Source organism: Jiangella asiatica, from assembly GCF_004349065.1.
Taxonomy (GTDB): Bacteria; Actinomycetota; Actinomycetes; order Jiangellales; family Jiangellaceae; genus Jiangella; species Jiangella asiatica.
Window position 1 is genome coordinate 23701 of sequence record NZ_SMKZ01000055.1, and the last position, 20720, is coordinate 44420.

Below are 20720 nucleotides of genomic sequence, written 5' to 3' on the forward strand. Positions count from 1 at the left end.
TCCGATGGGAAGGAAACCCGCCATCGTGGACCAAGCGACGATCCACAACCGGCGATGGAGCATCCTCGGCGTTCTCGTCGTCAGCCTGCTCGTCGTCGTGCTCGACAACACTGTGCTCAACGTCGCGCTCAGGACCATCCAGGACGATCTCTCGGCCACCCAGAGCGAGCTGGAGTGGGCGATCAACTCCTACACCCTCGTCTTCGCCGGGCTGCTGTTCACATTCGGCCTGCTCGGCGACCGCTTCGGCCGGCGCCGCATGCTGATGCTGGGGCTGCTGCTGTTCGGCATCGCCTCGGCCGTCTCCGCCTACGCCTCGTCGCCGGAGCAGCTGATCGCCGCCCGTGCGTTCATGGGTGTCGGCGCCGCCGCGGTCATGCCGGCGACGCTCGCAATCATCACCAACGTCTTCGAGCCCGAGGAGCGCGGCCGCGCCATCGGCATCTGGGTCGCCTCCGTGGGCATCGCGGTCGTGCTCGGCCCGGTGCTCGGCGGCGCGCTGCTCGAGCGGTTCTGGTGGGGCTCGGTGTTCCTCATCAACGTCCCGGTCGTGCTCATCGGCCTCGCCCTGATCGCCTGGCTGGTGCCGGAGTCACGCAACCCCTCGCCTGGGCGGCTGGACCCCGTCGGCGTCGGATTGTCGATCATCGGGCTGACGCTGCTCGTGTACGGCATCATCGAGGGCGGCGAGCGGGCCACGGTGACCGAGCCGGTGGTCTGGGGTTCCACCCTGGGCGGGCTGGCCGTGCTGGGGCTGTTCATCTGGTACGAAGCCCGCTCCGATCACCCGGCCCTGGACGTCCAACTGTTTCGCAACCCGATGTTCTCCGCGTCGGTCGCCACCATCGGCCTGGTGTTCTTCGCCATGCTCGGCACGTTCTTCTTCATGACGTTCTACCTGCAGATCGTCCGGGGCTACTCGCCGCTGGAGACGGGCCTGACGTTCCTGCCGTTCGCGGTGGCCCAGACGGTGTTCGCGGCGCTCTCGGAGCGGATGGTGCGCCGGTACGGCATCCGCGCGGTCACCGCCACCGGGCTCGGCCTGGTGACGCTCAGCCTGGTCGGCATGGGCTCCATCGACGCCGGCACGTCGCTGTGGTTCCTGCTGGCGCTGTTCTTCATCCAGGGCGCGGGCATCGCCAACGTCATGCCGCCGGCGACGACGGCCGTCATGGCGGCGGTGCCTCGCGAGAAGGCCGGCATCGGCTCCGCGGTCAACAACACGATGCGCCAGGTGGGCGGCGCGCTCGGGGTCGCCGTCCTCGGCGCGGTGCTCTCGGCCCGATACCGGTCCGGCGTCGACGACGCGGTGAGCGTGCTGCCCGCAGGCATCCGGCACGCGGCGGCGGAGTCGATCGGGTCGACCATGATGGCCGCCGAGCAGGCCGGCGTCGTCGCACAGGTGCGCGGCCCGGCCTTCGACGCCTTCATCGGCGGTGTGCAGTGGGTAGCCTTCTTGGGTGCCGCCGTCGCGGCGCTGAGCGTCGTCGTCGTCACGGTGTTCCTGCCCGGGCCGTCGGCGGCGGAGCCGGCACCGTCGACGGCACCGGAGCCGGAGACAGCGAGGACGTGACCTGACATGACCGAGATCGCTCGGGTGGAGCGGCGCAGCGGGCGGCCGCGCAGCGAGGACGCGGACCGGGCGATCATCGAGGCCACCCTCGACCTCCTCGCGGAGTCCGGCATCGCCGGCACGTCCATCGAGGGCATCGCGGCACGCGCCGGCGTCGGCAAGACCACCATCTACCGGCGCTGGCGCGGGCTGGAGAGCTTGATCTGCGACGCCATGCTCACGCTGAAGGGCCCGCTGCCCACACTGTCGGGCGCCTCCCTTCGCGACGACCTGCTGTCCATCGCCGAGGCCGCCGCCCGGAGCCGGGAGTCCGCACGCAACCGCAAGGTGTACGCGTGCTTCGTCGGTGAGATGAGCCGGTACCCCGCGCTGGACGCGCAGTACCGCGAGACCGTCATCGCGCCGCGCCGCGAGCTCACCCGCGGCGCCCTGCGCCGGGCCATCGAGCGGGGCGAGCTGCGCGACGACCTCGACCTCGAGGTGATGTCAGAGATCGTCACCGCGCCCACCCTGCATTGGATGCTGCACCACCCGGACCAGACGCCGTCGCGGGAACTGTTGGAGCAGCTCCTCGACGGCGTCCTGGGTGGCCTGCGTCCACGCGCCTAGGCCCGTCGCCCGACCCGCACGCTGTTCCCGTCGTCCCCGTCGCGGTTGATCTTGGAGCAACTGCGGAATCAAGCGGACACTTCGTCCTGCATTGCCGCGGTTACTCCGAGATCAACGGGCTGATGTGGGGCCGGCGACGGCCGCGATCGGCTGTGCCGCCGGGATGCCGGAGCCGTCGCGCCGTCCGGTAGCGTCTGGCAGGTCGATCGGCACCCCGCTGGCCGCTGCCGCTCGCGCCGGCGCCGCGCCGGCCCAGGCTAGCAGCAGGGTGTCCTCGCCCTTGAGGAAGCGGTGGCAGCGCACGCCGCCGGTGGCCCGGCCCTTCGCCGGGTACTCGCGGTACGGGGTGACCTTGACGGCGCCGGGCTGGGTGCCGGGCAGAGCCGTCGACGACCCGGAGACGGTGACGACGGCGCCGTCGCGGCCGGCGTCGACGGACCCGAAGAACGTCACCTTGGCGCCGCCGCCGAGCTTGATGCCGGCGATGCCGCCGCCGGCCCGGCCCTGCGGCCTGACCGTGCTCGCGCTGAACCGCAGCAGCTGGGCGTCGGTGGTGATGAAGACCAGATCCTCGTCGCCGGTGCTCAGCTCGACGGCGCCGACCACGTGGTCGCCGTCGTCGAGCCGGATGATCTCGTAGGCATCCTTGCCCGGGTGCTCCGGTACCACCCGTTTCACCACACCGCGCTCCGTCCCGAGCGCCAGGCCCTTGGAGTCGGGGTCGAACGTGGTGAGGCACAGGGCCCGTTCGCCGCCGCCGAGGTCGACGAACTCCTTCAGCGGCGCCCCACCGGCCAGCGTGAGGGCCGCCGTGGGCGGGAGGGCCGGCAGGTCGAGGACGGACAGCCGAACCACCCGGCCGGCGCTGGTGACGACGCCGACCTGGCCGCGCGCCGTCGACGCGGCCACCGAGACCACGACGTCGTGCTTGGAGCGGTTGTCGCCATGGACCAGCGGGTCGTCGCCGGCGGTCCGCGCGAGCAGCCCGGACGACGACAGCAGCACCCGGCAGGGGTCGTCGGCGATCTCCAGCGAGGCCGCGCCGGCGCGCGGCATCACCGCGCCGGACTCCTCCAGCAGGACGGTCCGCCGCGGGTCGGCATGCTGCGCGGCGACCTCGGCCAGCTCCGCGGAGACGGCCTGCCGCAGCAGCGACTCGTCCTCCAGCAGGGCGGTCAGCTCGGCGATGGTGCGCCGCAGCTCCTCGCCCTCCTTCTCCAGCTCCAGCCGGTCGTAGCGGGTCAGCCGGCGCAGCGGGGTGTCGAGGATGTAGCGGGCCTGGATGTCGCTGAGGTCGAAGACGGCCATCAGCCGCTCGCGCGCCGCACTGGCGTCGTCGGAGGACCGGATCACCGCGATGACCTCGTCGATGTCCAGCAGCGCGATCATCAGGCCGTCGACCAGATGCAGCCGGTCCGAGGCCTTGGTCCGGCGGAACTCGCTGCGCCGCCGCACCACGTCGAGGCGGTGCGCGATGAAGACCTCGAGCAGCTCCTTGAGGCCCAGCGTGCGCGGCTGCCCGTCGACCAGTGCCACGTTGTTGATCGAGAAGGAGTCCTCGAGCGGGGTGAGCCGGTACAGCTCCTCCAGCACCGCCTCCGGGACGAAGCCGCTCTTCAGCTCGATGACCAGGCGCAGGCTCGTGTTGCGGTCGGTGTAGTCGACGACGTCGGCCACGCCCTGCAGCTTCTTGTTGCGTACCAGCTCCACGATGCGCTCGCGGACCCGCTCCGGCCCCACCATGTACGGCAGCTCGGTGATGACGATGCCCTTGCGCCGCGCGGTGATGTTCTCGATGCGTGCGGTGGCGCGGGTCTTGAACGCACCCCGTCCGGTCTCGTAGGCCTCGCGGACCCCGTCCAGGCCGATGATGCGCCCGCCGCTGGGCAGGTCCGGGCCGGGGACGAACCGCATGAGGTCGTCGAGGCTGGCCTCGGGGTGGGCGATCAGATGCCGGGTGGCGTCGATGACCTCGCCGAGGTTGTGCGGCGCCATGTTCGTGGCCATGCCGACGGCGATGCCGGTAGCACCGTTGACCAGCAGGTTCGGGAACGCCGCCGGCAGGACCTCGGGCTGCTCGAACTGTCCGTCGTAGTTGGGCACCATGTCGACGACGTTCTCGTCGAGCGACCTGACCAGCAGCATCGCCGGCTCGGCCAGGCGGCACTCGGTGTACCGGTACGCGGCCGGCCCGGCGTCCAGCGACCCGAAGTTGCCGTGCCCGTCGACCAGCGGCACCCGCATCGCCCACGGCTGGGCCATCCGCACCAGGGTGTCGTAGATGGCGCCGTCACCGTGCGGGTGCAGCTTGCCCATGACGTCGCCGACGACGCGGCCGCACTTGACGTGGGAACGGTCCGGGCGCAGGCCCATCTCGTTCATCTGGAACAGAATCCGGCGCTGCACCGGCTTCAGCCCGTCGCGGGCGTCAGGGATCGCGCGCGCGTAGATGACGGAGTAGGCGTACTCGAGGAAGCTGCCCCGCATCTCCTCGGCGACGTCGACGTCGAGGATGGTTTCCTCGAAGTCCTCCGGTGGTGGTGTCGTTGTGCGGCGTGCCATGGGGGACATTGTGGCGTGCTTTGCCCCCGGACCTGCGTAGCGACCCACCCCTCCCCATGATCATCAACGGTTGGCGACGCCATGACGTCGCCAACCGTTGATGATCAAGAGAGTTCGAGGGACACGGCCAGGATGATCGCGAGTGCGGGGACGACGACCAGGGCGCCGGCGATGACGGGGTAGCGCTCCAGGATCCTCACGGCGTGCGGGTAGGAACGCGCCAGTTCGCGGGCCGACGACACCCGGCCGAGCTTGCGGGGCTCGAGGCCCAGCTCGCGGATCAGCGCGCGCATGTCGTCCTCGAGCCAGCGGCTGCCGGTCATCCGCGCGATCCGCCGGCCGGACCCGTCCAGCACGAAGACGTGGGCGAGGCTCTTGCTGGCCTTGTGGGAGCGGGGGAGGCCGGCGGTGACCACGGCTGCGACGGAGGCCCGTGGGGTGCGGCGGGTGCGCAGCAGCCCGGTGACCGCGACCTCGTCGGCGGTGACTGCGATGGCGGCGCGCCGGAAGTACACCGGGACCACCGCGGACGCGACCGCGATGACCGTCACCGACACCAGGACGCCGAACCCGCCACCGCGGAACAGCAGGGCCGCCAGCAGCACCGCGGCGAGCAGCACCGTCACCTTGGACGTGCGCAGATAGCGGCGCAACGACGGGCGCAGCACCAGCGCCGCGCCGGGCTGGGAGGGTCCGGGCACGGCCACGATCATAGGGTCACAACGACGCGACGACGATCCCCACGACCACGACGAGTGTCACGAATCCGAACGCGACGGCGAAGGAGAACCTGAACGGGTGCGCCTCGACCCACGGCACGAGGCTCGGGTACGCGCGGTCCAGCTGTCCCGCCGTGACCGGCCGATCCGGGCCGGTCGACGGGAGCCGGAGATGCGCGACCAGGCGGTCCAGGTCCTCCGCCTCGTAGTTGTTGCCGTGGATGCGCAGCAGTCGTGAGTCGTCGGCCGCGCGGACGAAGACGGTGTCGACGGCCGGGCCGCGAACGGGGATCACCACGGCCCGCACCACGGACGCGGCGCGCGAGCGTTCCCGCCGCCGGGTGATCACCAGCCCGTGCACGACGATCTCCGACGACGTCACGACGATGCGCGACCTGCGTAGGTGCCCGTACATGACGGCGAGCATCAGGGCCGAGACGGCCAGCCCGATCAGCAAGCCCGGCACCCCGGCCGCGATGGTCCCGCCGATGGCGAACACGGCGCCGACCACCGCGGTCATGACATAGGCGAGACGCCGACGCGCCGGCGAGGGCCGCAGCTCCAGGTCGATCATGTGCGCTGAGCCTATCCGGGCGCCACTCGGCCAGCCGTCCCGGTCACAGTGTCACCGCCGTGATGACACTCGCCAGGACCAGGATCACCACGACCGCGATCCCCGCACCCACGCAACCAACGCGGAACGGGTTCGCCTCGACCCAGGAGACGATCCCGGGATGCATGCTCTCCAGCTGGGGCACGGTCACCGGATGTTGCACGGCCGCGGTGGGCAGACCGAGGTGCTGGACCAGACGGTCGAGGTCCGCGGTGCGGTAGATGTTGCCATTGATGCGCAACAGCGGTCGCTTCTTGGCATCGAGGACGAAGACGGTGTCGACCAATCCGGTGCGAGGCACGACGAGCATCGCCCGGACCACCGATGCCGCCGTGGCGCGGTCTTTGCGTCGTTGCAGGAGCATGCCCCGAACGGTGATCGCTGTCGGCGTGACGACGACCCGCGACCGCAGTAGCAGTGCGGCGATCGGCGCGATGATCACCGTGGAGAACGCTACGCCGAAGATCAGACCCGGCAGTCCTCCGATGATCGTGGGGAGGACGAGCATGATCGCGATGAAGACGGCGACACCGACTACGCGGGAGCGAATCGCGGAGTTGCGGACGGACGGGCGCAGGACGAGGTCGGTCATGGCGCGACAGGTTACCGAACGAGTGTTAGGGCCGACCCGCGGGCTCTCGCCCGGCCTGGCGCCGCTGGTCCGGCGCCGGTCAGCCGGGGGCGGGGGCGAGCGTTCCGGCGGACGCGACGGCGAGGTCGGCGTCCTCGGCGACGAGGTCGGCGTTGATCGCGGCGCCCGCCTTGAGGCCGGCCGCGGCAGCGCCGATCACCTGGCCCATCGGATCGGTGACGTTGCCGGCGACCCACACGCCGGGCACGGACGTCGCGCCGGCGCCGTCGGCGGGGATGTGGGTGGCGACGGTCTGGCCGTGCATCTCGACGTCGGCCGGCTCGAGGCCCAGCCCGACGAACAGCTCGCCGCGCACCACCGGGCGCGAGGCGACCACGAGCGCGTCGCGCTCGATCACCTCGCCCGACCGCAGCCGGGCGCCGACCAGGCGATCGCCTGCGACCTCGACCGCTGCGACCTCCCCGTCGACGACGGTGACACCGCGGGCCGCCAACGCAGCCGCGTCCTGCGACGACGGCCACGGCACCGGCTCGGCGTGCCTGATCAGCACGACGTCGTCGGTGAGTTGCCGGAACAGCATCGCGCTGTGCACCGCAAGCGGCCCGGTGCCGATGACGCCGACGGCCCGGTCGCGCACCTCCCAGCCGTGGCAGTACGGGCAGTGCAGCACGTCGCGCCCCCACCGCCCGGCCAGGCCGTCGATCGCGGGCAGCTCGTCGATCACGCCGGCGGTCACGAGCAGCCGGCGGGCTCGCACCGTCGGGCCGTCGGCCAGCTCCACCGCGAACCGCGAGCCGTCGCCGTCGTCGCCGTCGTCGCCGGCCTCCTTGTCGACGGGGCGCAGCTCGCGGACCAGGCCGTCGACCACCTCGACGCCGTACCCGGCGACCTCCGCGCGCCCGGCCGCGACCAGGTCGCGGGGCGGCATGCCCTCGCTGGTCAGGTAGTTGTGCACGCCCTCGGCGGACGCGTTGCGCGGCTCGCCGGCGTCGACCACCAGCACAGAGCGCCGTGATCGCCCCAGCGCCAGCGCTCCGGCCAGCCCGGCAGCCCCGCCGCCCACCACCACGACGTCGTACAGATCCCGCATGATTCCTCCCGCGCATCCATGATGGCGACTCGCCGGCCGCCATCTCGATCCTCCGTCCGTCTCCCGCAGATTGACAAAGGACGTTGCCGGACTGGCAAGATGACGGCATGGCTGAGGACGTGCTCGACGGAGTCGGGCCGCGGCTGCGCGAGCTGCGCCGGCGGCGCCGGGTGACGCTGGCGCAGCTGTCGGCGGCCACGGGCATCTCGGTCAGCACCCTGTCGCGGCTGGAGTCCGGCGGACGGAAGCCGACGCTGGAGCTGCTGCTGCCACTGGCCAGGGTCCACCAGGTCACCCTGGACGAGCTGGTGGGTGCGCCGCCGACCGGCGACCCCCGGGTGCACCCGCAGCCGGTGGTACGCCACGGCGTCACCCATCTGCCGCTGACCCGCCGGCCCGGTGGGCTGCAGGCGTACAAGATGATCTTCCCGGCGCCAGGGGAGGCGACGGCGCCGTATCCGCACGAGCCCCAGACACACGAGGGCTACGAGTGGCTCTACGTCCTGAACGGACGGGCCCGCCTCATCCTCGGTGAGCACGACCTCGTCCTCGGCGCCGGTGAGGCCGCCGAGTTCGACACCCGCACCCCGCACTGGTTCGGCAACGCCGGCCCCGGCTCGCTGGAGGTGCTCAGCCTGTTCGGTCCGCAGGGCGAACGGCTGCACGTTCGGGCGCGGCCGCGGCGGGCAGGCTGACGACGAACCGGGCACCCGGCGCGGCGTCCTCGACGACGATCGTGCCCCCGTGCGCGCGGACGATCTCGCGGACGATCGCCAGGCCCAGCCCGGACCCGCCGGCGTCGCGGTCACGGGCGTCGTCGAGCCGGGTGAAGCGTTCGAAGATCCGCTCCCGGTCCGCCGGCGGGACCCCGGCGCCGTCGTCGTCGACGGCGACTCGCACGGACGCGCCGTCGCGCCGGACCTCGACGGCGACCCGGGAGGCCGCGTGCCGGACGGCGTTGTCGATCAGGTTGCGCACCACCCGGGTCAGCGAATCGCGATGCCCGTGCGTCACCGCCGCACCGCCGGCCGAGACCGTGACGGGCACCCGGGTGTCGCGCACGCCCTCGGCGATCGCGGCTACGATCTCGTGCAGGTCGACGTCCTCCTCGCGGCGCTGCGGGCGCGGGTTGTCCAGGTGCGCGAGCACCAGCAGGTCGTCGACGAGCCGGCCCATCCGGGCGACCTCCTGGAGGGCCTCGCGAGCGGTGTCGTGGGGGTCGACGGCGTCCGGGTGCGCCAGCGCGACCTCGAGCTCGGTGCGCAGGGCCGCGATGGGGCTGCGCAGCTCGTGTGCGGCGTCGGCGACGAAGGCGCGCTGGCGCTCCGCGGCGTTGTCGAGCCGGCTGAGCATGTCGTTGAGGGTGACGGCCAGCCGGCTGAGCTCGTCGTCGCCCGCCGGCACCGGCAGCCGCCGGGTCGCGCCGGTCCCCGTGATCTCGTCCGCGCCCGCCCGCAGCCGGTCGACCGGCCGCAGCGCGCGCACCACGACCAGCCAGCTCAGCACCGCCAGCGCCGCGGTGACGACGACGCCGCCGGCGGTGACGCCGATCTTGGCGAACTGGACGCTGCGCCGCTGCTCCTCGAGCGAGACTGCGACGAGGACGATGTGCGGGTCGCCCGGGGGGTCCGTCTCGACCCCGACCACGCGCAGCGGCTCCGGCTGGCCGAGCCGGGCGCCGTCGAGCCGCACGGCATCACCGTCGCGGATCGCGGCCAGGTCGGCGTCGTCGACGATGGAGGTCAGGCGGTCACCGCCCGGCGTGGAGGCGAGCACGCGGCCCTGCTCGTCCACCACCTGCACGACGGCGGCGCCGTAGCTGGGCAGCGGGTCGGGCAGCCGGTCGCTCTCGACCAGCGCGGCGATGTCCTCGCCCTGCCGCCTCGCGGCCTCGTCCAGGGCGTCGAGCAGGGCCCGGTCCAGCGCGACGACCAGCAGGACGCCGCCGATCGCCAGGCCGACGGCCACCATCACGGTGGCCGCGAGCGTGAGCCGGGCGCGCAGGCTGAGCCGGCCGAGGCGGCTCATCCGCCGTCACCGGCCAGCCGGTAGCCCGCGCCGCGCACCGTCTGCAGCGCGTTGCGGTCGAACGGCACGTCGATCTTGCGGCGCAGGTAGCCGACGTACACCTCGACGACGTTCGGGTCGCCGTCGTAGTGGGGGTCCCAGACGTGCTCCAGCAGGTCGCGCTTGGACACGACCTCGTCGCGGTGGCGCATGAGGTACTCGAGGACGCCGAACTCCCGCGGCGTCAGCGTGATGTCGGCGCCGGCGCGGCGGACCGTGCGCGCGCCGGGGTCGAGCTCCAAATCACCGGCGCTGAGGACGACCGGCCGGGCCGGCGCGCCGCGGCGCAGCAGCGCCCGCAGCCGAGCGACCAGGACGACGTAGGAGAACGGCTTGGTCAGGTAGTCGTCGGCGCCGACGTCGAGCCCGTCGGCCTGGTCGTACTCGCCGTCCTTCGCCGACAACATCAGGATGGGTACCCAGTTGCCAGCCGCACGCAGCGCCTGGCAGATCCGGTAGCCCGACAGCGACGGCAGCATGATGTCGAGCACGATGACGTCGTAGTCGTTCTCGCGGGCCAGGTGCAGGCCGTCGAGGCCGTCGTGGGCCAGCTCGACCGCGAAGCCCTCCGCGGACAGCCCGCGCTGCAGCGCCCGCGCCAGCCCGCGCTCGTCCTCGACCACCAGCACCCGCATGACGCATAGCTTGCCCTGACCGTAGGCTCGACGGCTGGGCGGCTCTCAGGGTTCTCACAGGCACGGGGGCGCACAGTGGCTGTCATCGGGTCGAACCTGGCTCGAACAGACCCGCGCACTGGGCACCTGCGCCGCACGCACCGCGGCACATGCGCACCGAGCACCACGCTAGGAGAGAACATGCCGAACTCCGTCCTTCGCCGGCCGGTGGCCCGCTGGGCCGTGCCGGCCACCGTCGTCACCGCGGTGGTCGGCGCCGCCGTCGCCGGGCCGCTGATCGCCGGCGCCGACTCCGAGCTGCCCGACCGCACCGCGGCCGAGCTGCTCGTCGACCTCGCCAGCATCGACGTCGGTCCGTTCGCCGGCACCGTGGTCCAGTCCGCCGACCTGGGACTGCCCACGCTTCCGCAGGTGTCCGGCGCCGAGGCCGACTCTTTCTCCGCGGCGGCCATGTCGCTGCTCGGCGGCTCGAGCACCGCCCGCATCTGGTACACCGACGGCGACACCTACCGGCTGGCGCTGCAGGACGAGCTGGCCGAGACCGACCTCGTCCGCAACGGCACCGACCTGTGGTTCTGGAGCAGCCAGGACAACAGCGCCTCGCACGCCACCATCGACGAGGAGACGGCCGAGGAGATGTCGCCCGGCCCGCACGGGCTCCTCGGCCCATCCGGCACCGAGGGCCCCGACGGCGAAGGGCTGCCGGAGGGCACGACGGCCGTGCCCGGCGCGGCCGCGGCCATGGCGCTGCAGGCGATCGCCCCGACCACCCAGGTCGACGTCGACGGCACCGCGACCGTCGCCGGCCGGGCCGCGTACGAGCTGGTGCTGCGCCCCCGCGACGAGCAGTCCCTCATCGGCTCGATCCGGCTGGCCGTCGACGGTGAGAACTCCATGCCGCTGCGGGTCCAGATCTTCGACCGCGACGGCGGCGACCCGGCCTTCGAGGTCGGCTTCACCTCCGTCACGTTCTCCGAGCCCGACGACTCGGTCTACGACTTCGAGCCGCCGGCCGGCACCGAGATCGAGGAGATCGACCCCACCGACCTCCAGGCCCCGCGGGAGCACGCCACGAGCCCCGAGCTCAGCGAGTTCGACGCCGATTCGGTCTCCGTCGTCGGCTCCGGCTGGTCGTCCGTGCTGGTCGTGCGCGACGTGGACGTCGAGGCGCTGACGGCCGGCCTCGACCCCGACGCCGCCGCCCTGGCCGACTCCGTCCTCAGCGGCTTCGAGGACATCAGCGGCCCGTACGGCAATGGCCGGGTCCTGAGCACCGAGTTGGTCAGCGCCCTCCTGCTCGACGACGGCCGCCTGCTCGTCGGCGCCGTCGCGCCGGAGGTGCTCGAAGAGGCCGCCATGGACCCCGCCGCCGCCCTCTGAGCCCGGGTCACGGGGCCCGCGTGGCCCCTGAATGATCACAGTTGAGAATGGGTGCACCCGCTTCACCAGGGATGTGAGCCTGGTGAAGCGGGTGCACGCAGGTCGGGCGGGGCCGGCTGCAACCCGACGTCATGTAGAGCGGGACCCGTCAGGCGGGACCCTGTCGGGCGGGACCCAGTCGGGCGGGAACGTCGACCGGGACGTCCCGCCGCTGGGGCTGCGGCCTGGACGGAGTCGAGGCCGGGGGAGTGGCGGGTCGAGCACGAGCACGCCCGCCAGTGCACGCCGCTACCACGAACGGCGGTGGGTGATCCCGGAGGACCACCCACCGCCGTTCGGTGGAACTACTGCTCAGCGAGCGTTCAGCTGAACGCCGGGCCAGCCTCGACGGCCTCAGCGGAGGCGGCGTCGGAGCGAGCCTCGATCTCAGCGCGGGCCTCGGCCTTCCGGTCGGCCGCGACGTCACTGCGCACGGAGGAGCGGGCAGCCGCGGCGGCCGCACCCTCGCAGTTGTCCTCGCCACGGACGCGGTTGTTCTCCGCGACCAGGCTGGCGTTGCCGGAGCAGGTGAGGTCGCCCCGGACCACGTTGTCGGACACGTACGCCTCACCGGTGTTGTCGGTGACGCTGACGTTGCCGCCGAACGCGTTCATGCCGCAGCCGGTCAGCGGATCCGAGGCGCCCACCTGGACGATCTCGCCGTTGCCGCTGAACGTCGCGTCGCCGTCGACCTCGGACGTGCAGAACACGCTGCCCTGCTCCGCGTCGGCGACGGCGACGGTGCCCTCGATGACGGTGTCGTACACGTCGGTGAGGGCGTCGCCCGTGGTGGCGAGGTTCCGGGTGACCCAACCACTCTCGATGAAAGTCTCACCGTTCGTGGAGGTGACATTCCGAGCGTGCGAGGACGCGACGCTGTAGAAGAACCCGGAGTCGGTGGCCGTGACGTTGTTGCTGAGCGTGCTGCCCTCGGCGTAGGCGCCGAAGGCGGCGGCCAGCGTCGTCGAGCCGCTGACCGAGGTGCCCAGCAGGTCCGCGAAGCCGTTGCCCAGCACGCGGACGTTGCCGTTCACGGTGGCGCCCTCGAGCAGCAGGTCTGCGTCCTGCCGTACGGTGACGTTACCGTTGATGGTCACGTTGGTCAGTTCACACGACTTGCCGGCCGCGACCACGAGGTCTCCCGGCACGGTCACGTCTGCGGCGACGCCGTCGCAGAACGTTGTCAGTGCGGCTTGCGACGGTGCGGCGAAGCCGATGGCCACCAGGCCGGCTGCCGCCGTCGTGAGGGCGATCTTTCGGTAGCGCATGTGCGCTCCTCTCTGCGGATGGTGCGTGGATGACGCGATCCCGCGCACCCGTCACGATCCACGGCCGGGCCAGAATGACCCGCATCGGACGAATGCGCAGGAGGTTGGGAGGCTCTACCGCGCGAATCGGTGCGAGATGACCGAGTCCGAAGCGTCAGGCCCCCCTCTCCGATGACGGAGACTTCGTACGACGTGCACTCTTTCCGGGAAATGACGATCATGTCAAGGTTTGGCCCGGATTTCGGGGCCACTTGTCGACACGAGTTCGCTTGCGGGTCACGATACGAGCAGGCCGGCCGCGACGGCGTTCATTGCGCCGACATTTGCCCGGTGTGTCGCACATTCGCCAGCTGCTCCTGTGCTGTCGCAAGTGTGTCGACGATCTCGCGTCCGAAGGTGACGCCGTAGGGGTGCGGCGCGGCGCCGGGTTCGGCCGCCGCCACCAGCTCGGCGACCGCGCCGCTGAGCACCTCGACGACGGGTGAATGGCGGTCGGGCAGCTGCGTGTGGCCCGAACCGCCCCAGAGGCGCGCGTAGCTCGTGGACGCCGCGGAAGGGACGGCCTGCGAGACGGTCGCGGTGCTCGACGCGCCGCCGCGGTGCTCCAGCACCAGGTGGACGGTGCCAAGCCGGTCCTCGTGCGCCGCCACCGACACGACCGGCCCGAGGATCGGCACCACCATCGACAGCGCGTGCGGCCCGAGGTCCCAGAGCCCGCCGTCGCGCTCCAGCCGCCACGGGGTGGAGAACACGCCCTCCTCGCGCTGCACCGACCCGAGCGCGAGGGCCAGGCCGCCTTCCCACGGGTGCTCCGCGGCCGCGCACTCGGCGAGCCACGCGCGCACCTCGGGCCGGAACAGCTGGGTGAAGAAGACGACGCTCGCCACACCGGCATCCAGGACCGCCGCCTCCAGCGACCGCGCGCCGTCGGCGTCGTGGGCGATGGGTTTCTCCAGCAGCAGGTGCTTGCCGGCCCGGGCGGCGGTGGCCGCCATCGGAGCCTGCACGTCCGGTGGCACCGAGAAGGCGACGGCGTCGACGACGTCCAGCAGGGCGTCGTAGTCGTCGTAGGCACGGGTGTCGAAGGCTGCGGCGATCGACGAAGTACGGCCGGGGTCGCGGCCCCAGATGCCGGCCAGCGTGACGCCGGAGGTGGCCAGGAGGGCGGGAGCGTGAGTGGCCCGGGCCCAATGCCCGGTACCGACCAATCCGAAGCGCATGTGACCGGACCCTAGGGCATTTCGACGGCGACGACCCGGCGCTGGCCCGCTAACCTGGGTGATCGTGGACGCAGCGCCGAGTGGCCCGGTGCCGTACCCCGCGCACTGGGAAGCCGACGTCGTCCTGGCCGACGGCGCCACGGCACACCTGCGCCCGATCGCGCCGGCCGACGCCGATCGCCTCGTCGAGTTCTACGCACGCGTCAGCGACCAGTCCAAGTACTACCGCTTCTTCGCCCCGTACCCGACGCTCACCAGCCGCGACGTCAGCCACTTCACCAACGTCGACCACCACGACCGGGTCGCGCTGATCCTGCTGGTCGGCGACGACATGATCGCGGTCGGCAGGTACGAGCGCGTCAACCGCACCGAGGCGGAGGTGTCGTTCCTGGTCGAGGACGGTCACCAGGGCCGCGGCGTGGGCAGCGTGCTGCTGGAGCACCTGGCGCAGGCGGCCAGGGAACGCGGGATGCGCCGGTTCGTCGCCGACATCCTGCCCGCCAACCGCAAGATGATCACCGTCTTCGCCGACGCCGGCTACACCGTGGACAACAGCTACGAGGACGGCGTCGTCCACGTGGAGTTCGAGATCGCGCCTACGGGGACGTCGCTGGAGGTGATGGCCGCGCGCGAGCACCGGGCCGAGGCACGCTCCATCGAGCGGCTGCTGCGGCCCCGCTCGGTGGCGGTAGTCGGCGCCAGCCGTTCCCGCGACAAGGTGGGGCAGACGCTGGTGCGCAACCTCGTCCTCAGCGGCTTCACCGGGCCGGTGTACGCGGTGAACAAGGAGGCCCGGGCAGTCACCGGGCTGCCGGCCTACGCCAGCGTCCGCGACATCCCCGGCGACGTCGACCTGGCCGTCGTCGCCGTGCCCGCCGACTCAGTCACCGACGTGGTCCTGGACTGCGCGGCCAAGAGCGTCCACGGCCTGGTCGTGGTGTCGTCGGGGTTCGCCGAGACGGGCGAGCCGGTGGGCCGGGCCCGGCAGGGCGAGCTGGTCCGGCTGGCCCGGGCGCACGGCATGCGCATCGTCGGGCCGAACTGCCTGGGCATCGTCAACACCGACGCGGAGTACTCCCTCAACGCCACACTCGCCACGGTCCTGCCGCCGCCGGGGAAGGTCGGTTTCTTCGCCCAGTCCGGTGCGCTGGGCACCGCCATCCTCGGCGACGGTGCGGCGCGCGGCCTGGGATTGTCGACGTTCGTCTCGGCCGGCAACCGCGCCGACGTGTCCGGCAACGACCTGCTGCAGTACTGGCGCGACGACCCCGTCACCGAGGTCGTGCTGCTGTACCTGGAGTCGCTGGGCAACCCGCGTAAGTTCTCCCGGCTGTCCCGCGCGGTCGCGGAGGTGAAGCCGGTCGTGGCGGTGAAGAGCGGCCGGTCCACGCAGGGCGTGCCGCTCGGGCACACCGTCCGGCCCATCCAGGCGCCGGCGCCGGCCCTGGACGCGATGTTCCGCCAGTCCGGGGTGGTGCTCGTCGACACCATCTCGGAGATGTTCGACGTCGCCCAGGTGCTGGCTTACCAACCGCTGCCGGCCGGGCGGACGGTCGCCGTCATGGGCAACTCCGGCGCGCTGGGCCTGCTCGCCGCCGACGCCGCCGTCAGCGCCGGCCTGGACGTCTACGGCGACCCGCTCAGCTTCGGCGCCGGCGCCACTGCCGACGACTACCGCCAGGCCCTCGCGTCGCTGATGGCGCAGCCGGACGTCAGCTCGGTGCTGGTGGTCTACGCGCCGGCGGTCGACGCCTCCAGCGGCGACGACGTCGCACAGGCCGTCGCCGACGTCGTGGCCGGGGCAGCGAAGCCGGTGGTCGGCACGTTCCAGGGCCGCCGGGGCGTGCACGGGCCGGGCGCCGTGCCGTCGTACCCGACGCCGGAGGAGGCCGCCCGCGCGCTCGGCCACGCCACCTCCTACGCCGAGTGGCGCCGGCGCAGCCACGGCACCATCCCGGCGATCGAGGGCTGCGACCCAGACGCCGCGGCCCGGGTGGCCCGCGAGGTCCTCACCGCAGCGGGGGAGCGGGCCGACGACGGCGTCGACCTCGGCCCGGAGGGGCTGCGCGCCCTGCTGGCCACGTACGGCGTCGAGCTGCTGTCCATGCGCCCGGCGCCGACGCTCGATGCCGCGCTCGCCGCGCTGGACGAGCTCGGCGGCGAGGTGGTTCTCAAGGCGACCGCCCCGCGGCTGCGGCACCGGCCCGACCTCGCCGCGGTGTGGCGCAACATCGACAGCCCGGCGGAGATGCGCGACGCGTGGGTCACCATGACCCAGACGATGGCGGACCCCGCGGCGGCGGGCTTCGTCGTGCAGCCGATGGCACCCGGCGGCGTGCCGGTCGTCGTCCGGGCGTGGGAGGACCCGATGTTCGGGCCGGTGGTCTCGTTCGGGGTGTCCGGTGTGGCCACCGAGCTGCTCGGCGACCGGTCGTACCGCATCCCGCCGCTCACCGACCGCGACGCCGCCGAAATGGTCCGCGAGGTGAAAGCGGCCGCCTTGCTCATGGGCTACCACGGCGGCATCATGGCCGACCTGAAGGCCGTCGAGGACCTCGTGCACCGCATGTCCCGGATGGTCGACGACGTGCCGCTGGTCCGGGCGATCGAGCTGAGCCCCGTGCTCGCGGGAGAGTCAGGGCTGGCCGTCGTCAACGGCTCGGCCCGGGTGGCGCCGCCGGCCGGCCGACAGGACTGGTACACGCGGCGGTTGAGCTGACCGGCGCCCCCGGGTCACCCGGACGGCTGGCCCGGGCAGGTTGCCGTGACGGCGCCGGCCGCGGGCGTGCGAGGATGGAGGAATGGCGGATACAGGGACGCGTGAGGGACTTCGCCTGGCCATCCAGGAAGCCGGTTACTACCCGGACCTCGTCGCTGACATGCTCGAGACGTCGCTGGCCGGTGAGGCGGTCAACTCGTACGTCGTGCACCACGAGCCGCACTTCGACCGCGACGAGCTGCGTCGCCACGTCAGCGTGCTCGTGCTCACCCCCACGCGGTTGATCGTGGGGCACACCGACGAGTACCCGTCGGACGACACCCACGACGTGCCGTACGCCACCACATCCACCGAGGCCGTCCCGCTCGACCGCGTCACCTCCGTCGTCGTCAGCCGCACCGTCACCGCACCGGCGGCCTACCGCAGCGGCGCACCCGCGCTGGACGTCGTGCTCACCGTCGGCTGGGGCGCCATGAGCCGCATCGACCTCGAGCCGGCCACCTGCGGCGACCCCGAGTGCGAGGCTGACCACGGCTACACCGGCGCGCTGACCTCCGACGACTTCACGCTGCGGGTGAGCGAGGCCGGCGACGGAAGCAGCCGGGTGCGCGACCTGCTGACGTTCGCGCGGGCGCTGTCCGCGGCCACCGTCAGCGTGCGGTGAGCGGTGCTCCTACCGCGCTACGGCGAGGCGGCGCTCGCTGACCTCGTGCCGTCCGTGCTGGGCGCCCTGGGCGTCCGCGGCGAGCAGGACGTCCTGGGCCTCCCGCCGGCACCGCGCTACTGCATCCTGCTCGTCGACGCGATGGGCTGGAACCTTCTGCGCGCCCACCCGGCGCAGGCGCCATTCCTGACCTCGATGACCGGGCACGCCATCACCGCCGGGCTGCCGACCACGACCGCCACCAGCCTCACCAGCCTCGGCACCGGGCTGCCACCCGGGCGGCACGGCGTCGTCGGCTACACCTCGCGGGTGCCCGGCGGGACGGCGCTGTTCAACGCGCTCAAGTGGGAGCCGCCGCTGGACCCGCTGACCTACCAGCCCTACCCGTCGGTCTTCGAACGCGCCGACCGGGCGGGCGTCGCCACCACCGTCATCGGGCAGAGCAGCTTCCGCGACACCGGGCTGACGCGGGCGGCGCTGCGCGGGCCGTTCCGTGCCGCCAACACCTACGGCCAGCGGGTCGCCGCGGCGGTCGCGGCCGCGGCGGCCGGCCCGCCAGCGCTCGTCTACGTCTACGACGGCGACCTCGACTACACCGGCCACCAGCACGGCTGCGGGTCGGCGGCCTGGCGCTATCAGCTGGCCATGGTCGACCGGTTCGCCGAGCAGCTGTACGACGAGCTGCCGGCCGGCACCGTCCTCGTCGTCACCGCCGACCATGGCATGGTCGACGTCGAGCCGTCACGGCGCATCGACGTCGATGACGTCCCCGCGCTGCGCGAGGGTGTGGCGCTGGTAGCCGGCGAGGCCCGGTTCCGGCACGTGTACACGCTGTCCGACGACACCGCCGGTGACGTCGCCGCGGCCTGGCGCACGGTGCTCGGCTCCCGGGCGACGGTGCTGACCCGCGGCGAGGCGGTCACCGCCGGCTGGTTCGGCGCGGTCGAGGAACGGGTGCTCGAGCGGATCGGCGACGTCGTGGTGAGCGTCGACGGCGACTGCGCGGTCGAGCGGCGCAGCGTGTTCCCGGTCGAGACCCGGCTGCGTGGCCTGCACGGAGCGTTGAGCGAGGACGAGTTGCTGGTGCCGCTGCTCGTCGGGGAGGCATGAGACCGGCATGGCCGAAATGATCTTCTTCACCGGGACGATGGACTGCGGCAAGTCCACCCTGGCCCTGCAGATGGACTACAACCACCGGCAGCGCGGCATGTCCGGGCTGATGCTGGCCTCCCACGACCGCGCCGGCGAGGCGACGGTGTCCAGCCGGCTGGGGCTGTCCGCGCGCGCCGTGGAGGTGGAGGACACCACGGACCTGTGGGACCTGGTGGTCGGCCGGCTGACCGCCGGCGCGCGCATCGACTATGTCATCGGCGACGAGGCCCAGTTCTACACCGCCGAGCAGGTGGACCACCTTGCGCGGGTCGCGGACGAGCTGGACCTCCCGGTGTACGCGTTCGGCATCCTCACCGACTTCCGCACCCGGCTGTTCCCGGGGTCGGCGCGACTGGTCGAGCTGGCCGACCGGGTCGAGACGCTGCAGGTGGAGGCGCTGTGCTGGTGCGGCCGGCGCGCCACCCACAACGCACGCACCGTCGGCGGCGTCATGGTCACCGAGGGGGAGCAGGTGGTGGTCGGCGACATTGGGGTCGCCGACGAGCTCGGCTACGAGGTGCTGTGCCGCCAGCACCACCGGCGACGGATGACCGCCGCGAGCGCCCGGGTGGCCGAGACCGGCCCCGAGCCGCTGCCGTTCGCCGCGAGCTGACGGTGCCGCCGTCGACCGCGTGCGTCAGATGGTGACCCAGCTGGTGACGACGGTGGGCCGGGCACCGTCCGGGAACCGGCACGTCACCGAGATGGGCCCGGCGGGCACCGCAGCCGCGCGGAACCGGCCGTCGGCGTCGGCATCCACACTCAACGCGCCGGCGGCGTGACGGACCTCGACGGCGGCCGGGGCGGGCGCGAGGATCTGCCCCATGACGCGGCGGGCGTCGGCGTCGCCGACCACCTCGAGGACCACGATCGTCTCGCCGGCGGTGAAGGTCAGCAGGCGGGGCGGATCGGCGGCCCGGACGGCGGCAGCGAGCTCGGTGGTGGAGTCGGCGACGAGCTCGGCCAGCTCGGCGTCGACCGTGCGCCAGGCCAGGCTGGCCTTGGCGGCGTCGACGAGCGCGGGCGGCGGCGGGTCGGTGGCTTCCAGCACCTCTCTGAGGCGGTCCAGGAGCTGCTCGTCGTCAGGCACGGGTTCCCCCTTCAGCGCCGGGCGGGGCGAGACGCCGCGGCCGGACTGTCGGCGCTGCCGAGCAGCCGGCGCAGGTGGCCGAGGCAGCGCTGACGGGTCGGGCCGACGCTGCCAACCGGCATGTCGAGCTCGGCGGCGACGTCCACGTAGCGGCGATCTGCGGTAGCGACCGTGAGCCGGAGGAGATCCTGGCAGCGCGGTTCCAGACGCTGGAACGCCCGCAGCACCTCCAGCTGCTCCTCGCGGGCCAGCAGCGCCTCGACCGGCCCGGGATCGGTCCAGGCGGCGTGGCCGGCGCGTTCGGCGACGAGCGGATCGGGCACCTCGGCGCCGTCGCGGCGGGCCACCCGCAGGCATTCGCGCCGGGCGGTGGTGACCAGCCAGGCCGCCAGCCGGTCCGGGCGTTCGATGCGGTCCAGGTTCTCGACCAGCCGCAGCCACGTGGTCTGGAAGGCGTCCTCGGCGTCGCCGGAGTCGAGCCGGTGGCTGCGGACGACCGCCCACACGAGCGAGGCGTGCGCGTCGACGAGGCGGTCCCAGGACAGCTGGTCGCCCTTCGACGCCGCCTCGATGAGCTCGCTGACGGAGAGGTCGGCCACCGGCCTGAGTATAGGTCCCGCGGGACACCGTCCCGCCGATCGACGTCCCCCGTGACGTCTCCTCTGGCGTCCCCCGCCCCGGCGTGCCCCACGCCGGGGCGGGGGACGCCAGAGGAGACGTCACGGGGG

General features: G+C 72.7%; 19 protein-coding genes. 8 read left to right on the plus strand and 11 right to left on the minus strand.

Annotated features, from left to right (window positions below; translation table 11 throughout):
* Positions 1 to 4: 4 nt before the first annotated feature.
* Both E1269_RS26590 and E1269_RS26595 read left to right on the plus strand, forming a co-directional pair.
* Positions 5 to 1573, plus strand: coding sequence for an MFS transporter (locus tag E1269_RS26590; protein ID WP_131900284.1), 1569 nt, complete (start codon positions 5 to 7; stop codon positions 1571 to 1573).
* Positions 1574 to 1579: 6 nt separating this feature from the next.
* Complete coding sequence (locus tag E1269_RS26595) at positions 1580 to 2182, plus strand: TetR/AcrR family transcriptional regulator (protein ID WP_131900286.1); 603 nt, start codon at positions 1580 to 1582, stop codon at positions 2180 to 2182.
* A 111-nt stretch (positions 2183 to 2293) separates the two neighbouring features.
* On the opposite strand, the gene E1269_RS26600 is transcribed toward E1269_RS26595, so the two are convergent.
* The 5 genes from E1269_RS26600 to E1269_RS26620 all read right to left on the minus strand — a co-directional run bounded on the left by E1269_RS26600 (position 2294) and on the right by E1269_RS26620 (position 7758).
* A complete protein-coding gene (locus E1269_RS26600; RefSeq protein WP_131900288.1) occupies positions 2294 to 4744 on the minus strand; it encodes a DNA gyrase/topoisomerase IV subunit A in 2451 nt (816 codons plus the stop codon).
* A gap of 104 nt (positions 4745 to 4848) precedes the next feature.
* Entirely contained in the window at positions 4849 to 5445 is a 597-nt protein-coding gene (locus tag E1269_RS26605; RefSeq protein WP_131900290.1) for a hypothetical protein, read from the minus strand.
* Between the two features lie 16 nt (positions 5446 to 5461).
* A complete protein-coding gene (locus E1269_RS26610; protein ID WP_131900292.1) occupies positions 5462 to 6037 on the minus strand; it encodes a hypothetical protein in 576 nt (191 codons plus the stop codon).
* A gap of 43 nt (positions 6038 to 6080) precedes the next feature.
* Entirely contained in the window at positions 6081 to 6668 is a 588-nt protein-coding gene (locus E1269_RS26615; protein WP_131900294.1) for a hypothetical protein, read from the minus strand.
* A 79-nt stretch (positions 6669 to 6747) separates the two neighbouring features.
* Complete coding sequence (locus E1269_RS26620) at positions 6748 to 7758, minus strand: NAD(P)/FAD-dependent oxidoreductase (protein WP_131900296.1); 1011 nt, start codon at positions 7756 to 7758, stop codon at positions 6748 to 6750.
* Positions 7759 to 7865: 107 nt separating this feature from the next.
* Here E1269_RS26620 and E1269_RS26625 point away from each other — a divergent pair, with 107 nt between their 5' ends.
* Entirely contained in the window at positions 7866 to 8453 is a 588-nt protein-coding gene (locus E1269_RS26625) for a helix-turn-helix domain-containing protein (RefSeq protein ID WP_131900298.1), read from the plus strand.
* Here the strand turns inward: E1269_RS26625 and E1269_RS26630 are convergent.
* Positions 8389 to 9786 carry an ATP-binding protein gene (locus E1269_RS26630; RefSeq protein WP_131900300.1) on the minus strand — a complete coding sequence of 466 codons (1398 nt, stop codon included), beginning with the start codon at positions 9784 to 9786 and terminating at the stop codon, positions 8389 to 8391. The genes E1269_RS26625 and E1269_RS26630 overlap by 65 nt on opposite strands.
* Positions 9783 to 10460 (minus strand): response regulator transcription factor, encoded by a 678-nt coding sequence (locus E1269_RS26635; protein ID WP_131900302.1) that lies wholly within the window; start codon positions 10458 to 10460, stop codon positions 9783 to 9785. Before E1269_RS26635 ends, E1269_RS26630 begins: the two co-directional genes overlap by 4 nt.
* A gap of 180 nt (positions 10461 to 10640) precedes the next feature.
* On the opposite strand from E1269_RS26635, the gene E1269_RS26640 reads away from it, so the two are divergent.
* The gene (locus E1269_RS26640) at positions 10641 to 11840 is read left to right on the plus strand and encodes a LolA family protein (RefSeq protein WP_131900304.1); all 1200 of its coding nucleotides are present in this window, start codon (positions 10641 to 10643) and stop codon (positions 11838 to 11840) included.
* Positions 11841 to 12202: 362 nt separating this feature from the next.
* Here the strand turns inward: E1269_RS26640 and E1269_RS26645 are convergent, their stop codons facing one another.
* Both E1269_RS26645 and E1269_RS26650 read right to left on the minus strand, forming a co-directional pair.
* Positions 12203 to 13147 carry a hypothetical protein gene (locus E1269_RS26645; protein WP_131900306.1) on the minus strand — a complete coding sequence of 315 codons (945 nt, stop codon included), beginning with the start codon at positions 13145 to 13147 and terminating at the stop codon, positions 12203 to 12205.
* 308 nt (positions 13148 to 13455) lie between these two features.
* Complete coding sequence (locus E1269_RS26650; RefSeq protein WP_131900308.1) at positions 13456 to 14367, minus strand: Gfo/Idh/MocA family protein; 912 nt, start codon at positions 14365 to 14367, stop codon at positions 13456 to 13458.
* A gap of 64 nt (positions 14368 to 14431) precedes the next feature.
* On the opposite strand from E1269_RS26650, the gene E1269_RS26655 reads away from it, so the two are divergent.
* The 4 genes from E1269_RS26655 (at position 14432) to E1269_RS26670 (ending at position 19515) form a co-directional block, all read left to right on the plus strand.
* Complete coding sequence (locus E1269_RS26655) at positions 14432 to 17086, plus strand: bifunctional acetate--CoA ligase family protein/GNAT family N-acetyltransferase (protein WP_131900310.1); 2655 nt, start codon at positions 14432 to 14434, stop codon at positions 17084 to 17086.
* 82 nt (positions 17087 to 17168) lie between these two features.
* Complete coding sequence (locus E1269_RS26660; protein ID WP_131900312.1) at positions 17169 to 17750, plus strand: DUF5998 family protein; 582 nt, start codon at positions 17169 to 17171, stop codon at positions 17748 to 17750.
* Between the two features lie 3 nt (positions 17751 to 17753).
* A complete protein-coding gene (locus E1269_RS26665; protein ID WP_131900314.1) occupies positions 17754 to 18860 on the plus strand; it encodes an alkaline phosphatase family protein in 1107 nt (368 codons plus the stop codon).
* A 7-nt stretch (positions 18861 to 18867) separates the two neighbouring features.
* Entirely contained in the window at positions 18868 to 19515 is a 648-nt protein-coding gene (locus tag E1269_RS26670) for a thymidine kinase (RefSeq protein WP_131900316.1), read from the plus strand.
* Between the two features lie 24 nt (positions 19516 to 19539).
* Here E1269_RS26670 and E1269_RS26675 read toward each other — a convergent pair whose 3' ends face one another.
* Together E1269_RS26675 and E1269_RS26680 are read right to left on the minus strand one after the other, a co-directional pair.
* Entirely contained in the window at positions 19540 to 19992 is a 453-nt protein-coding gene (locus E1269_RS26675; protein ID WP_131900318.1) for a carboxypeptidase regulatory-like domain-containing protein, read from the minus strand.
* An 11-nt stretch (positions 19993 to 20003) separates the two neighbouring features.
* Entirely contained in the window at positions 20004 to 20591 is a 588-nt protein-coding gene (locus tag E1269_RS26680; RefSeq protein WP_131900320.1) for an RNA polymerase sigma factor, read from the minus strand.
* Between the last annotated feature and the right edge of the window lie 129 nt (positions 20592 to 20720).